Source organism: Pseudomonas sp. GW823-FHT02C05, assembly GCF_058797595.1.
In genome coordinates, this window is record NZ_JBXAJU010000005.1 from 42,795 (window position 1) to 58,121 (window position 15,327).

12 protein-coding genes and 1 pseudogene are annotated in these 15,327 nt (G+C 55.5%); 10 read left to right on the forward strand and 3 right to left on the reverse strand.

The annotated features are described in order from the left end of the window. Nucleotides 1-13 precede the first annotated feature (13 nt). The 4 genes from AC1RGE_RS25380 to AC1RGE_RS25395 all read left to right on the forward strand — a co-directional run bounded on the left by AC1RGE_RS25380 (nucleotide 14) and on the right by AC1RGE_RS25395 (nucleotide 10,237). The gene (locus AC1RGE_RS25380) at nucleotides 14-9,244 is read left to right on the forward strand and encodes a hemagglutinin repeat-containing protein (protein WP_492585208.1); all 9,231 of its coding nucleotides are present in this window, start codon (nucleotides 14-16) and stop codon (nucleotides 9,242-9,244) included. Nucleotides 9,245-9,254: 10 nt separating this feature from the next. Further along, nucleotides 9,255-9,476, forward strand: coding sequence for a DUF8617 domain-containing protein (locus AC1RGE_RS25385; RefSeq protein WP_492585424.1), 222 nt, complete (start codon nucleotides 9,255-9,257; stop codon nucleotides 9,474-9,476). A 99-nt stretch (nucleotides 9,477-9,575) separates the two neighbouring features. Further along, complete coding sequence (locus tag AC1RGE_RS25390; protein ID WP_401261671.1) at nucleotides 9,576-9,974, forward strand: hypothetical protein; 399 nt, start codon at nucleotides 9,576-9,578, stop codon at nucleotides 9,972-9,974. A 2-nt stretch (nucleotides 9,975-9,976) separates the two neighbouring features. Next, on the forward strand, nucleotides 9,977-10,237 hold the full coding sequence (locus tag AC1RGE_RS25395; protein ID WP_125062582.1) for a DUF8617 domain-containing protein: 261 nt from the start codon (nucleotides 9,977-9,979) through the stop codon (nucleotides 10,235-10,237). 28 nt (nucleotides 10,238-10,265) lie between these two features. Here the strand turns inward: AC1RGE_RS25395 and AC1RGE_RS25400 are convergent, their stop codons facing one another. Then, nucleotides 10,266-10,478, reverse strand: a complete 213-nt coding sequence (locus tag AC1RGE_RS25400) for a SymE family type I addiction module toxin (RefSeq protein WP_041115089.1) — start codon at nucleotides 10,476-10,478, stop codon at nucleotides 10,266-10,268. A 79-nt stretch (nucleotides 10,479-10,557) separates the two neighbouring features. After that, complete coding sequence (locus AC1RGE_RS25405) at nucleotides 10,558-10,962, reverse strand: helix-turn-helix domain-containing protein (RefSeq protein ID WP_015633700.1); 405 nt, start codon at nucleotides 10,960-10,962, stop codon at nucleotides 10,558-10,560. A gap of 65 nt (nucleotides 10,963-11,027) precedes the next feature. Here AC1RGE_RS25405 and AC1RGE_RS25410 point away from each other — a divergent pair, with 65 nt between their 5' ends. From AC1RGE_RS25410 to AC1RGE_RS25425, 4 genes are all read left to right on the forward strand, one after another. Further along, nucleotides 11,028-12,077, forward strand: coding sequence for a VENN motif pre-toxin domain-containing protein (locus AC1RGE_RS25410; RefSeq protein WP_492585210.1), 1,050 nt, complete (start codon nucleotides 11,028-11,030; stop codon nucleotides 12,075-12,077). Further along, entirely contained in the window at nucleotides 12,050-12,436 is a 387-nt protein-coding gene (locus tag AC1RGE_RS25415; protein ID WP_072443720.1) for an SCO4402 family protein, read from the forward strand. Before AC1RGE_RS25410 ends, AC1RGE_RS25415 begins: the two co-directional genes overlap by 28 nt. A 406-nt stretch (nucleotides 12,437-12,842) precedes the next feature. Further along, on the forward strand, nucleotides 12,843-13,133 hold the full coding sequence (locus AC1RGE_RS25420) for a hypothetical protein (protein WP_051167100.1): 291 nt from the start codon (nucleotides 12,843-12,845) through the stop codon (nucleotides 13,131-13,133). A gap of 459 nt (nucleotides 13,134-13,592) precedes the next feature. Further along, the gene (locus AC1RGE_RS25425) at nucleotides 13,593-14,255 is read left to right on the forward strand and encodes a hypothetical protein (RefSeq protein WP_492585212.1); all 663 of its coding nucleotides are present in this window, start codon (nucleotides 13,593-13,595) and stop codon (nucleotides 14,253-14,255) included. 52 nt (nucleotides 14,256-14,307) lie between these two features. Here AC1RGE_RS25425 and AC1RGE_RS25430 read toward each other — a convergent pair whose 3' ends face one another. Beyond that, nucleotides 14,308-14,574 carry a hypothetical protein gene (locus AC1RGE_RS25430; RefSeq protein ID WP_011058550.1) on the reverse strand — a complete coding sequence of 89 codons (267 nt, stop codon included), beginning with the start codon at nucleotides 14,572-14,574 and terminating at the stop codon, nucleotides 14,308-14,310. A gap of 260 nt (nucleotides 14,575-14,834) precedes the next feature. Here AC1RGE_RS25430 and AC1RGE_RS25435 point away from each other — a divergent pair. Then, nucleotides 14,835-15,100: pseudogene (locus AC1RGE_RS25435) on the forward strand (BrnT family toxin). Beyond that, a complete protein-coding gene (locus tag AC1RGE_RS25440; RefSeq protein ID WP_103407933.1) occupies nucleotides 15,078-15,326 on the forward strand; it encodes a BrnA antitoxin family protein in 249 nt (82 codons plus the stop codon). The pseudogene AC1RGE_RS25435 and the gene AC1RGE_RS25440 overlap by 23 nt, the downstream one beginning before the upstream one ends. The last annotated feature ends 1 nt before the right edge of the window (nucleotide 15,327 follow it).

Consider the following 15,327-nt stretch of genomic DNA (forward strand, 5'->3'; position numbering starts at 1 on the left):
TGAGGCTTTTGACATGGACGTTCGCCAACTCGCCTTTCTGGCCCGCCAGCCTTGCGCCACCTTGCAAGCGCGGGATTCGTTCTGGGGGCTGTCCAAACGCGGTCTGGCGTTCATCCTGGCTAACGTGATGTTCTGGCAGCCCGTGGTGGCGATGGCCGACGGCATCGTGGTCAACGGCAGCGGTACAACACTGGGACAGGCCGGCAATGGCGTGCCCATCGTCAACATTGCCACGCCCAATGGCAGCGGCCTGTCGCACAACAAGTTCAGCGACTACAACGTCGGCCAGCAGGGGCTGATCCTCAACAACGCCACCGGCCGCACCCAGGAAACCCAACTGGGCGGGATCATTCTCGGCAACTCCAACCTGGGTGGCCGCGCGGCCAATGTGATCCTCAACGAGGTCAACGGCGGCAGCCCCAGCCAGCTCAAGGGCTACACCGAAGTGGCCGGGCAGTCGGCCCATGTCATTGTCGCCAACCCCTATGGCGTGAGCTGCAACGGCTGCGGCTTTATCAACACCCCGAAAGCCACCCTGACCACCGGCAAACCGGTGATCGAGAACGGCCAGGTCCAGCGTTACCAGGTGGACCAGGGCAGCGTCGCCATCGAAGGCGCGGGCCTCAACGCGAGCAATATCGACCAGTTCGAAATCATCACCCGCAGCGCCAAGCTCAACGCCGAGATCCAGGCCAGGCACCTGGCGGTGATCGCCGGGGCCAACGACGTCGACGCCAAGACCTTGAATGCCACGGCCCGCACCGCCAACCCGGCGGATGCACCGCAACTGGCCATCGACTCATCAGCCCTGGGCGGCATGTACGCCGGGGCGATCAAGCTGGTGGGCACCGAGGCCGGGGTGGGGGTGAAGCTCGACGGCAAGCTGATTGCCAGTGGCGGTGATATCCAACTGGATGCCAACGGCCAGTTGCGCATGGCGGACGCCACTGCCGAGAAGGGCGCGGTGGCGATCAAGGCCGGCAGCCTGGAGGCCCAGGGCGCGGTCTACGCCGGCACCGATCTAAAGGTGCAAACCCGGGGCGACCTGAGCAGCCAGAAAACCCTCGCCGCCCGCGACAGCATCCAGCTGGACAGCGGTGGCCAACTGAGCAACCAGGGCATCATCGAAGCCGGGGTCAATGCCGATAACTCTCGCAACGCCAACGGCGATATCAGCCTCAACGCCCGGGATCTCGACAACCGCGGCAAGAGCATTGTCGCCAGCCGCGACCTGACCCTGAACACGGCACAGATCCTGGACAACCGGGGCGGCACCCTGAGCGGGCAGCGCCAGGTGAAGGTCAGTGCCGGGGCTCTGGATAACAGCCGTCAGGGCAAGCTGCTGAGCGCCGAGCGCCTGCAACTCGATGCCGAGCAAGTGCGCAACGGCCAGGGCGGCCTGATCAAGAGCCAGCAGTCCCTCAATGCCACCCTCGGCCACCTGGGCAACAGCGGTGGCGAGCTGTCCAGCCAGGGCAGCAGCACCCTGGTACTGGCCGGCATGGACAACCTCACCGGCGTGGTACTGGCGCAACAGACCCTGACCATCACCGGCAGCGCTGAGCTGGACAACCAGGGCGGGCTGCTGTCGGGCTGGCAGGGCCTGACCCTCAACGGCACAGGCTTGAACAACAGCAACAAGGGCACCGTTTCCAGCCTCAAGGGCGGTGTCGAGGTCACCCTCAGCGACGCCTTGAACAACAGCCAGGGCGGTGGCCTGGTCAGCCAGCAGGCTCTGGACGTCAAGGCCGCCAGCCTCGACAACAGCCACCAGGGGGTGATCTCCAGCGCCGGCGAGCAAAGCCTCAAGCTGCGCGACCTGCTGGACAACAGCCAGGGCGGCTCCATCGACAGCGCCGCCACCCTGACCCTGCAGGCCATGACCCTGGGCAACAACGGCGGCACCCTTGACGCCGCGGGTGACCTGACCTTTACCGGCACCGACCTGGACAATGGCACCGGCACTTTCACCGGCAAAACCGCCGTCACCCTTAATCTGTTGGGCGCGTTGAACAATACCCACGGCAAGCTGGCCAGCGGCGGCCCGCTGCGCATCGAACGCGCTGGGCAGATCGACAATCGGGGTGGCCAGATGGCCAGCCAGGGCCTGCTGAGCCTGTTCGCTGCCAGCCTGGACAATCGTAACCGTGGGACCTTGATGGCCAACGACCCACTGACCCTGACCCTGGACGGCGCACTGCAGAACAGCGGTGATGGCTTGATCTACAGCCAGACCGGCGGCCTGCACGTTCAGGCCGGGAGCCTCACCAATGGCAAGGGCACCCTACAGAGCCAAGGCGCTCTGAACCTGAGCACCGGCGACATCGACAACCAGAGTGGTCGCATCCTGGCCAGGAACGGTAACCTGAACATCGGCGCCGGCCACTTGGATAACCGTGGGGGCGTGCTTTCTAGCGTGCAAGGCGCGATGATCGCCGATCTTCGCGGCGTGCTGAAAAACGGCTACGACCCGAGCAACAACCGCCAGGGCGGCGTGACCCAGGCCCAGCGCCTGACCCTCAAGGCCCTGGCTGGCATAGACAACGACGGCGGGCGGATTTCCGCGCAAAGCGGCGATGCGCTGATCACCACCGGCGATTTCGATAACCGCAACGGTGGCCTCTACGCCAAGGGCCTTGTCAAAGTTAGCGGCGGCCATTTCGACAACAGCGGCAACAACGGGCAAATCTCCGGCCAGCAGATTAATTTCGACCTCAGCGGCGCTCTGAATAACCACAAGGGCATCATCGAAAGCGACAGCAGCCTGACGATCAAGGCCGCCAGCCTCGACAATCAGACCGGCCAATTGCGCGCCCTGGGAGACGGTGGCGATACACGGCTGGAGCTCGGCGGATTGTTCGACAACCGCGATGGCGCTCTGGAAACCGCCAACCAAAACCTGGCCTTCGACGCTGGCAGCTTCAACAACCGTGGCGGCAGCGTGCTGCACAGCGGCAACGGCCTATTCGGCCTGTCCATGGCCAACCTCGAGGATGTGGGCGGGCGCCTGAAAACCGCCGGCCAGCTGATCCTGGAAGGCGAACGCTGGACCAACAGCAGCTCGATCCAGGCCGGGAAACTGACAGTCAACGTCAACCACCTGACCCAGGCCCGTACGGGCCAGCTCCTAGCCGGCAATGGCCTGATAGGCAGCGGCGTGAACTGGATCAATGACGGCCTGATCGGCAGTGATGCAGGCGTCAATATCGACCTCAGTGGTCATTACAGCAGCAAGGGCCGACTCAGCAGCTTTGGGCAACTGGACCTAAAAGCTGCCCAAGTGGACCTGGCAGACAGTGCCAGTATTGCTGGCGGCGGCAACACCACAGTCTCGGTGTTCGGCCAGTTGAACAACGCAGGGCGCCTGAGCGCTGCGGCCGGGCTCACGCTCAACGCGAGTGGCATCAACAATCAGGGCACCCTTGGGGCTGCCCAGAACCTGACCTTGACCGCCGGCGGCCTGCTCAACGATCACGGGCTGGTGTTCAGTGGCGACGACATGGGGCTGCGGGTCGACACCCTGACCAACAGCTACGGCAACGTTTACAGCCTCGGTCATCTGACGATCGATCGCGATGGTCAGGGGGCTCTGGCCAGCCGCATCGCCAACCGTTCCGGCACCCTGCAAAGCGATGGTTCCATGACGCTTGCAGCCAGCACCCTTGAGAACATGCGCGATGTGCTGGCCACCAACAACGGCGGCATCTACACCGCCAGAATCGCTGAAGTCGCCTGCATCGAGGGCTACAACGCCGGTGACTGTGGCGGCAAACGCAATCACGTGTGGGAGATCGTTCAGCGCGACAAATTCGAAGTCACCGAAGCGAGTGCGGCGTCGAGCATTGCCGCTGGCGTCAACCTGAATATCAACGCCGGCGACCTGCTGAACCAGAGCAGCAGTATCAGCGCGGCCGGCAACCTGATGGCCACGGTCAACAACTTGACCCACAGCGGCGTGGAAACCGGCGAGACCGAAACCACCCGGGTGTTCATGTCGGCGCGGACCAAAAATGCCAGTGCCTGGTACAACGTCGCTAACGCTGTCACCAACCGATACTGGTTCCAGAGTGCGGATTATACGCCTGATGACCTGGGTGGTCTGGAAGGCGCGCTGGCCGGTTTTATCGGCATGACCGAACGTGAGTGGGTCGGCCTGGGGACGACGAAAAAACTCGCCGGTGGTGATCAAAGCTATGCCGCAGTGATCCAGGCCGGGGGAGCGGTGAGCATCAAGGCCGGCAATGGCTTCGACAGCAGCGTGGTCCGTCCGGGTTACACCTATGTCGGCAGCGGTGCGCGTACCGATACCCAAGTACCGGGTACCGCCTTCGCCACTCGCATCAGCCTCAACCCGCAACTGCCCCCAGACCTGACCCAGCAACAGGTCAACCCCCTGGCCCTGCCTGGCTTTAGTCTGCCCGCTGGGCAGAACGGTCTGTTCCGCCTCAGTGGTCAGAGCAGCAGCGCCGCACCAGCTCCGGCGCAGATCGCCGGCCTGCCGGATGCCGCGAACCTTACCCGGCCGCACAAGTACCTGATAGAAACCAACCCGGTACTCACCGACCTCAAGCAGTTCATGAGCTCGGACTACCTGCTGTCCAGCCTCGGTTACAACCCGGACGACAGCGCCAAACGCCTGGGGGATGGCTTCTACGAGCAGAAGCTGATTCAACAAGCGGTACAAGCCCGTACCGGCCAGCGTTTTATCGACGGCCAGAACAGCGACGAACAGCTGTTCAAGTACCTGATGGACAACGCCATTCAAAGCCGGCAACAGCTCAACCTGTCGGTGGGCGTGACCCTGACCTCCGAGCAGGTGGCGGCCCTGACTCACGACATCGTCTGGCTGGAAAGCCATGAAGTGAACGGCGAACAAGTGCTGGTGCCCGTGCTCTACCTGGCCCAGGCCAAGAACCGACTCGCCCCGAACGGCGCCCTGATCGCGGGTAACGACGTCAACCTGATCGCCGGCCAGGACCTTAACAACGTCGGCACCCTGCGCGCGACCAACAACCTGTCGGCCCAGGCCGGGCAGAACCTGATCAACAGCGGCCTGGTGGAATCCGGTAATCGCCTTGACCTGCTGGCCGGCAACGACCTGGTGAACAAGGCCGGCGGCATCATCGCCGGGCGTGACGTGAGCCTCGCCGCAACCTGGGGCGACGTCATCAACGAGCGCACCCTGACCTCGCACCAGAGCAGCAACGGCAGCTACGCCCAGCAGCGCGACTTCGTCGACAACGCCGCCCGGGTAGAAGCGGCGAACAGCCTGGTGATCAGTGCCGGGCGCGATATCAACAACGACGGTGGTGTACTCAAAAGCGGAGCCGACACCAGCCTCAAGGCCGGTCGCGACGTCAACCTGAGCGCCGTGGAACAGGTGGTCAGCAATGACCGCGGCGTGCGCTACAACGACCTCAGCGTGACCCAGAACGGCTCCAGCCTGCAGGCCGGTCGCGATCTGGCCATCAGCGCCGGCCGCGACATCACCGCCATCGCCAGCCAGATCGAAGCCAAGCGCGATGTGGCGATGACCGCCACGGAAAACATGAGCCTGGTTTCAGCGGCCAATGAGCAGCATGCGTATAGCAAGACCAAGAAGGTCACCAGCCAGGAGGATCATGTTCAGCAGGTGGGCACCACCTTGGTTGCCGGCGGCAATGTGGCGCTCAAGGCCGGTGAGGATCTTGCGCTGACGGCCAGTCGGGTGACGGCGGGGGATGAGGCGTATCTCTATGCGGGCGGTGATGTGAACCTCAGCGCTGGGCAGAACAGCGACTACAGCTATTACCGCAAGACCAAGACCAGCAGTTCCGGGTTGTCCAGCAGCCAAAAAACACGGATTGATAGCAGCAACTCCATCACTCAACAGGGCTCTTCCGTCAGTGGTGATACGGTGGTCATCCGCGCCGGCCAGGATATTGGCGCGACCGCCAGCGATATTGTCTCCACCCACTCCACCAGCCTGGTTGCAGGACGCAATGTCGAGATCGATAGCGCCACCGAAACCTACGAGCAAAGCCATTCGACATCGAAGAAAAAGTCCGGCTTGTTGAGCAGTGGCGGGATTGGTTTCACCCTGGGTTCAACTAGCGCTCAGAACACCTCGTCCAGCACCACCGAAAACGCCAAGGCCAGCACCATTGGCAGTGTGCTGGGCAACGTCGATATCCAGGCCGGCAAGGATCTGACTCTTAAAGGTTCCGACGTCATCGCCGGCAAGGACATCAGTCTCGTCGGGCAGAACGTCAGCATCCTCGCGGCGGAAAATCACAACAAGAGCGAGCAAACCTCCAAGATCAAGACCAGCGGCCTGACCCTGGCGCTTTCCGGAACCGTCGGCAGTGCTGTCGACGCCGCGTACCAGACCACCAAGCAAGCCAGGGAGGAGGACGATAGCCGCCTTTCTGCCCTGCAAGGCATCAAGGCTGGCCTGACCGGTGTCCAGGCCTGGCAAGCGGCCCAACAGGGCGGCGGGATGAACGGCGATAACATTGGCCAGTTCGTCGGTATCAGCATTTCCCTGGGCTCGCAGCAGTCCAGTTCCAAGCAGACCCAGGAACAGTTGGTCAGTCAGGGCAGTAGCCTGACCAGTGGCAACAACCTCTCCATTGTGGCTGCCGGTAGCGGTACCGCAGGGGCGGATGGCGATATCCGCGTGCAAGGCAGCCAACTCAAGGCGGGCAATAACGTGCTGCTGGCCGCTGAGCGTGACATCCAGCTTGAGGCCGCGGCCAACCGGCAAAAGCTTGATGGCAAGAACAGCAGCAGCGGCGGTGCCATTGGCGTCAGCTTGGGCGTTGGCCCCAACGGCGCAGGCCTGAGTATCTTCGCCAACGGCAACAAGGGTGTGGGCAAGGAAAAGGGCACCGGCACCACCTGGACCGAGACCACCCTGGACGCCGGTAACCAGGCGAGCCTGATCAGTGGGCGGGACGCCGTTCTCAAGGGTGCGCAAGTCAATGCGGACAAGATCACGGCCAAGGTCGGGCGCGACCTCACGCTGCAAAGCCTGCAAGACACCGACGACTACAAGTCCAAGCAGAGCAATGTCAGCGGCGGTGCCAGCTTCACGTTCGGCACGATGACCGGCAGCGCTTCGGTCAGCGTCAGCCAGAGCAAGATCGACTCCAAGTACCAGAGCGTGCAGGAACAGACCGGGTTGTTCGCCGGCAAGGGCGGCTATCAGGTTGAAGTGGGCAAGCACACCCAGCTCGATGGCAGCGTCATCGCCAGCACCGCAGAAACCGACAAAAACCGCCTGAGCACGGGCACCCTGGGCTGGAGCGATCTCAAGAACGAGGCCGAATACAAAAGCCAGATGCAGAGCGCCAGCGTCAGCAGCGGTAACGGCGGTGCTGATGGCTTCACCAGCAACATGCCCAGCGGCATGTTGATCGCCTACAACCACGGCGGCAGTGCCAGCGGCACCACCTCATCGGCAATCTCCAACGGCACTTTGGACATTCGTGATCCAGGCCAGCAGAAGCAGGACATTGCCACCCTCAGCCGCGACGTCGAACACGCCAATGGCAGCATCAGCCCGATCTTCGACAAGGAGAAGGAGCAGAAGCGCCTGCGAGAGGTGCAGCTGATTGGCGAGATTGGCACTCAGGTGACGGACATTGTTCGGACCGAGGGGCAGTTGAAGGCCGATCAAGAGGCGAGCAAGGAACTTGAAGAGAAAGGTATTTATCGACCAGGAAGCAATGCCAGCAAAGAGGAGGTTGAGAAGTACCAGACGAAGCTGATTGCTACTGATGCCTATCAGCAGATCATGGGCAAATACGGTACGGGTGGTGATTACCAGCGAGTAGCCCAAGCCGTCACCGCCGCCCTGCAAGGATTGGCCGGTGGGGATATCGGCTCTGCCCTGGCTGGCGCCTCGGCACCGTATCTGGCGCAGTTGATCAAGAAATCCACAGGTGACAATCCAGCCCTCAACACAATGGCTCACGTTGTGCTGGGAGCTGCCGTTGCCCAGGCCCAAGGTAACTCGGCAATAGCGGGCGCTGCAGGTGCTGCAGGTGGAGAGCTGGCTGCTCGATTGATCACCCAGCAGCTGTATGGCACCAGCGATACCAGCTCCCTCAGTGAAGAACAAAAGCAGACAGTGGCTGCGCTATCGACGTTAGCCGCTGGGCTTGCGGGGGGAATTGCGAAAGGCGATAGCGCGGGCGCAATTGCGGGTGCCGGGGCTGGCAAGAATGCTGTGGAGAACAACTTATTAGCGAATAAGTACGGCGTTGAGAAGTTGAATGAAACCAGCTTGGTAGCGCTTCATGAAAAACTGGTGGCCGCAAAAATCGGCGGTATGAATGACTTGCAGGAGAAATTTTCTGCTTGTGCTGGGGATGGCGGTTGTGAGCGTGCGGTACGCAATGAGTACCGGCAGCGAGAAAAAGAGTCCGGAGAAAACCTGGTTGCGTTGTATCAGGCAGGGGGACTAAGCCAAGAGGAGCTGAATCTCCTTTTTGGAAAATATGCACGCATCATGATGGAGGGTGCGAAAGAAGGGCAATTAAATTCGGGTTGGGGCGGAATTCTTGGGAATATTTATACCCTCAACGGAAATGACTGGACTCCCATTGGAACCATCAGCAACCCGTATCTGGCTATAGTCAGAAGCAGTGAGCAGATTTCCGAGTGGAAAAAGCAGGGTTTAAGCGACGAAAAAATTCGCGAGTTATCTCTTAAGGACGGTGTTATCAGTTCGGTCCTGGCACCCGTGGATGTTAATGGTGTTACGAACTTACTAAATAACGGTGCAGCGAAGGAGGAGCTCGTCCAGTTTGCCATGATTGCCGCTTTTGGCAGGGTGGCCAGTGGTAGTAGTAAGCTTTCAAAGGTTACAGACGGCTCGGGTGGGGCTGCGGGGCAAGCTGCAAAAGGTACACTACGAATAGATCCAAATGGAAGTTTCTCTCAGTCAGAGATAAATTCTGCATACTATATGGTTGCTCAAGGTAAAAAAGTTGAGCTGCGTCGTCCTGTTGGTACGAGAGCAGAAGGGAAAACTTCAGATCTTCTAGTCGATGGTGTGAGCTATGATGTATATACCCCTACAACGGGTAATGCGGACCGAATAATTTCTGCGATAGCAAAGAAAAATACGCAAGCTGAGGGGATTGTTCTAGATTTATCTAGAAGCACCGTTACCAGAGAGCAGTTGGGAGATGTTCTGCGGAGAGTTAATGGTACAGGGGCGAAAAAAATCAATGATATCGTTATCATAGGTAAGTGAAATGCCATCAATGCTCTGTAAATGTGGTAATAAGTTAAGTTTTGGTGAGATACCGAATCCAATTGAATGGCTTTTGATTTCAGATGAGAACTTTGACAAGTTCCAAGGGCGGGTGGATTTGGAGGCGATTTATCGAGAGATGAATAGTGCTCTCAAGTGTTCTCGTTGTGGAAGATTATGGGTGTTTTGGAACGGCTTTAATTCTGCCCCAGTGTCATATGCCCAAGAATAGTTAGTTATTCTCAGTGAAATCGTGGCAAAAGGAACTGGTACTTCTGTAATTTCCTGAAAATGAAGTGTTTCCTTTGAGAACGGAAAGACATTTGAAAGTTTGAGTGCTTCGAAGCAACAAGGACTGAAAGCTACTCAAAATCTTGGCTATGACATCCATGTATCCTTGGAAACAAGCAAAAAAGGCATATCTGGCTTGCCTACTGCTGAATTCAACGCTCAAGGATTTGGGAAGGTTGATATTTATGCGCCAAATAATTTGAACCCTAAGACTATTTCTCGAGAGATTGAGAAGAAAGTTGTTCAAGGGCAGGCAAATTCAGTGGTGGTGGTCGTTCCTGAGAGTTTTAGCAAAGTAGATATGTATAAGTCTGCTGCTGCAGCTTTTGGGAAAAACAAAGGGGGGGAACCAATTCCTCTGAAGCAAGTGATTTTCTCTCAGGGGGAAAAAACTATTCAGTTAGATAGGCAAGCTATTAATAGCCTGTTAGGGAGGTAAAAGTGTCTAAATTTCTATGTAGATGCTCCCATGTCATTAGCTTGGTTAGCTCTCCTACTTCAGATGAGTTCACTCTTGTTTCAAATAAGCTACTGTATGATTTGGCGGAGCAGGCTGATAAAGGAAGAGTTCCTTTTGATGAATTTTTTGATCGTATAGAAGCAACTGGCAAAGATGTTATTATTTGCCCTGTATGCGCTCGGATTTGGATAAAAAAGGATGAAGGGCCAGAATATTGGCCTTACCTTGAAGAAAAGGAATGAAAATCTCCCCGGCTAGCCGGGGAGATTTCTATGTTTCACTCCTATTCTTACTGACCTCAATTCTAATCTTCTGATTGACCTCAAATCCCGCCTGCTGCAACCAATGCCCACGTAATGGAAGCGGGGGAACAAGTCGGTACTGGGGATACTCGGTGCCACTCAACGGCGGGTAGAAATCGGCTGCGATGGTGGCGAAACGTTCAGTTTTGGGCAGGGCTGCCCTATGATCGGCCTTAGCCATATTCAGCTCCTGTTTAGCTGCTTGTGGTTAGCGGGTCTTGGGTGTTAGAGCACTCAAGGCCCGCGTCTTTTTTGCAGGGCTAACGGGTCAGCGTCTGCAAATGTTTTTTGATCAGGAAGGCATCGAGCAACGTCTTGACCACCTTCTTGTCTTCTTCGGGTATCTGCTCGACTTCCTGAAACTGCCGCAACAATTCCCGATCCTCGAACTTAGCCTTGGCCGCGTCATCGCTTGCTCCTTCCAGCAGGTAATCGCTGCTGACATCCAGGGCATCGGCCAGACGCTTCAAAGTGTCGCCGCTGGGCCGTGAAGTTCCACGTTCGTAGCGGCCAATGTGGGTGTAGTGCAGTTCAGCCAGTTGCCCCAGCTCGGTTTGGGACAGGTTTTTCTGCTTGCGAAGGCTGCGTAGCCGTTCGGCAAAGCCAGTGATGTTCTCGGCCATATCCAGCGTCTCGGTCTCATAAAGCATTACGGATAGAGCCATCTTCCATTACGCCATGCGCCGACGCTGGAATGTGATGAGCTGAAGCGGGCGCCGCAGGTGGAGAGTTGGCTGCTCGATTGATCACCCAGCAGCTGTATGGCACCAGCGATACCAGCTCCCTCAGTGAAGAACAAAAGCAGACAGTGGCTGCGCTATCGACGTTAGCCGCTGGGCTTGCGGGGGGAATTGCGAAAGGCGATAGCGCGGGCGCAATTGCGGGTGCCGGGGCTGGCAAGAATGCTGTGGAAAATAATCATTTAGGAACAGGGGTCAATATTTTTGGCCATCAATTGGGTAAGGACCAAGTAGCGGAATTTGGCAACGAACTCAAAGCATCCTGTGGTGATTCCGGAGGGCTGCAAGCTTGTCTGAAAACTTACGACACATGGAAAGAAACTTCCTACCGGCAGGGCGGGTTGGAGACAAAAGAGGCTCAGGCAGGGTGGGAAGAGTTCGTAGAGGCAGTTTATACAGAGAAAGTGCTGCCTCTATGTAAAGGGAACGCTGCTTGTGAGCGCAATGTTGCTACCCATATGGCCGTCACGACGGTGACGTATGCGGGCGACAGCGTAGGTATAGGTCAGGCAATCGGCGAGGCTACCCGGGCAGTCAATTTGGCTAATGGAAACTGGGTTCGCGTTGGGTTGCAAGTCGTAGAGGATGCGAGCTTACTGGCTACGCTTGGCAGCATGGGGGGAGTGTTCTCAAAAGTAGGGAGTGCTGGTGGTGCAGGGCAAGCCGCCAGGAATCCTAATCCGACAAGTGCTTTGACAGATGCTGAAACTGGGATTAGTAAACTACCAAAAGTTTGGGATGTACCAGATACTACAATTAATAAATTTCCAGCAAGTTGGGCTGTTTCTCCAAATAAAAAAGGCACTGGGTTTAGATGGCAAGACCCCCAAAACAAAGGAAATGGTGTTCGGGTAGATAAGGGGGAGCCTCATATAAGTCAGCCAACTCAGCAAGTGGATCACGTTATTGTTAGGTCAAATGGTCAGGTTATAGGTAGAGATGGTAAACCTGTTATAGGGTCTATTAAAGATCATGCAGAGCAAGTTCATATCCCATTGAGCGAGTATAAAAAATGGAAAACTTGGAACTCTCCGAACTAGAATATCCTACGATGAGAGACGAACTGATTTCCTACTTGGAGGGGTTGTCCAGTGCTGATTATCAATACAGAGCATGGGTGTCTAGATCTGACTCGGATATAGCTTATGATGAGTTTAATTACGCTGTTCATTTTTTATACGATGATACCGATTTAGCAACCGACCCTCGTTCTTGGATCGGAATTGTGCTTAGAGGGGAAAACGAAGCAAGAGCAATTTCCGATGTTGTTAAGAGTATTGATAAGGTTTTCGATAAATATGGGACTTGTCTTGCGGATGAGGACTATCTGACGAAGCCTGAATGGGCTGATGTTATTGAGTCATCAAAAAACGCTTTAGTAGAGTTTTCTCAGGTATAGACGTCTTGATTTTATCTAATGCTTAAAGTTAAAGAACCCCGGTTCACGCGGGGCTCTTCATTATGTTGTAAAGCAAATTACTCCCACAGGTTGTGGAGTTGCCTGCGGTAAGATGATGCTGAGAGATCGTAGGATTTTTGCTACTCAAGTTGAGTTGGGGACAGAGCTTACCTCTATGAGTACGTTGGCAAACAAGCTGAATAAATTTGACTCTGGTTGGGCAGGTAATACTGTTGTATACGTCTAGTTTTAATGCATTGAATAAAACAGGCTTGTGAAGTGCAATAATGTGGGATTCGGAAAATAAAATAGGGCGTTGGGTTGTTGTTAGTGGGGGTGATGATGCGGGCCGAGTGTTGATTAAAGACTCGTAAGATGGATCTTTATAGCTTTAAGGACGTATGGAATGGGAAATCCGTATATAAGCAGTAGCGTTGTAATTCGGTCGCTTTGTTATTCTGAGGGCTCTCAGGAAATTCTTTATGTTTTTATAGTTGACGGCGTTGAGCGAAAACTAACCGGGAAGATGCATGATGACTCAGATATAAGAGGTGTTGAGTATAGTTGCGAACTGGATGAGTTTGTGATGTTACTCATGCCATTTGATGAAAAAACATCAAAAAAGCTGTTTTCAATATCCTGGATGTATGTTGACGGCGAGGACGTTGAGTTTCCAATCACTTTAATTCGATTGTGATTTTGTAGCTGCAAAAGGAACTGCTGGAGAAAAGGCGTGATAAGAAATAATGCTATTATTTTAGTGCTGTTTTTGCTTGTGGGTTGTGCCCCTTCATACTCTCACTGGACTGACGGGATGAATGCTCTGGTTGGTACTAAGTTTGAGTCCCATATTTATTCGGACTGTAGTCGAGGGTGTGGAGATTCGTATTGGTCGCCGGTAAATAGAAATGAAGTGTTTGATCGTGTGCTCGAAGAAGGGGAAGGCAGGCGCTTTTACATAACGTGGATAAGAGATTGTCGATATTCTGTTTTGGTTTCTAGGGATGGAATTATAAAGTCTTGGAGATATGAGGCCGCAAACACGAAAAGCTGTTATGTTTTTTAGTCTAATGGCTATAGATAGGGACGAACAGCTTTGAAAGAGGTGACTATTTAAAGAAGCGGGAGGTCGTGAAGTACAGGAGTTTGTATTCAAGTGAGTCAGATGCTGAGACTGTCTTTTTTTAGTGTTTTTCTAATTTTTTCCGGATGTAGTGTTGGTCCCTATATTCATCCTGAATCTACGAATATAAATAAGGGTCACTCTAATTCGACTTGTCATGGCAGGCGAAGTGCCTTTTGGTATGGGATTGTAAATCCTGGCGATTTTTCTGGAGCGGTGATTGCGACTGTTTATACCACGCTGCCAGGTACGCCAGAATTTGACCCTGTTACTCGATCTATTACCGGTACAACAGACACTCAATTGAGAATTGAGTTTGAGGTTCATCCATATAAGCCTGAACAACAATGGGCTTTCGGCAAAGAGGCCAAGGCCATTGTTCGACAAGCACATGTCATGCAGAAAATGCATGCGCAAAACCCTACGTTCATCAGTACATTCTCGTCTTATATAGTGTTGCGATTGAATAATGGAGACCAGAGAGAAATTTTTGCTCCGCAAATGCAGACGACTTTTGAAGCGAAGAAAAATCGACCCAGTGTTATATCTATCCAATTGTCGCCGGGGCAGTTGGACGATTTTTCGATAACCCTTCCTGATATATTTGTGAACACTAAAAAATCGATATTCCGACCATGCATTTCAAAAGTAATGAATGCCGAAGGAGATGAATGTGTTGCTGAACAATATAAGTGAGCAACTTCCGCTAAAGGCAGCGGGCGACTTTAAAGTCGCCCTTATTTATTGACTAGGTCATTTGCGGTTGCAAACGCCGTGATGTCACATCCAGCAGATCACAGCCATCGCGCAGCAGGATGCTGCACACCAGGGTCAGTTCCTGCAGTAGCACCGGTTCGCTGCGCAGGGTCTCGGCGGCGAAGTTCTCCAGCAGTTGGGTCGCGGCGCGGATGCGAAAGGCTGCGGCGTCGTGCAATACATCGATGGGCGCCTGGGTGTCGATCAGCAGGGAAGGAATCAGGCAGTCGTGGCCGGTTAGGGATATATAACGGTTCATTAGTACACCTCGCTTAATGGATCGATGTACTCGTTACTCCGGTCGCCAAACCAGGTCGCCATATGGGCGACGGCCGGACTATAAGCCGCGGGCTTGCGAGGGTGCAAGGCAAGTATGGTGGCGTCTTTTCCGAGAGCGTTGTAGGGCTTTTTCCGTACACATCCATCCCGCTTGCGACTGTATTTCCAGGTGTTTAGCCAGGGCGCTTTTGGCGAACGGTCGGCTAGCCTGTATGTACATTTGTAAATACGGAATTGCTTATGTACGTTGCATGGGACGAGGCCAAGAACCACGCCAACATGCTCAAGCACGGCATCGATTTCAACGATGCGGTGGCCCGGTGCTGTCCTTGCGCGATGAGCGCCTGGACTACGGCGAGGAGCGCTGGATCAGCCTCGGTTGGATCAGGACCCTGGTGGGCGTGGTGGTCCATACCGAGCGGCGAGGCCAAGCGATGCGCATTATCTCGGCGCGAAAAGCCACTAAGCGGGAGGCTAAATATTATGTCCAACGGATCGAAAACTGATTGGGATCGCCTGGCGAAAACCGATGACGAGGGCATCGATACTTCTGATATTCCCGAGCTGGATGACGATTTCTTTCGCCGCGCCGAGGTGCACCTGCCGGGCAAGAAGGCCGTGACCATTCGCCTGGACGCCGATGTGCTGGAGTGGTTCAAGGGCCAGGGCGCGGGTTACCAGACGCGGATCAACCAATTGCTGCGCCAGTACATGCAGGCCCACCGGGACTGAG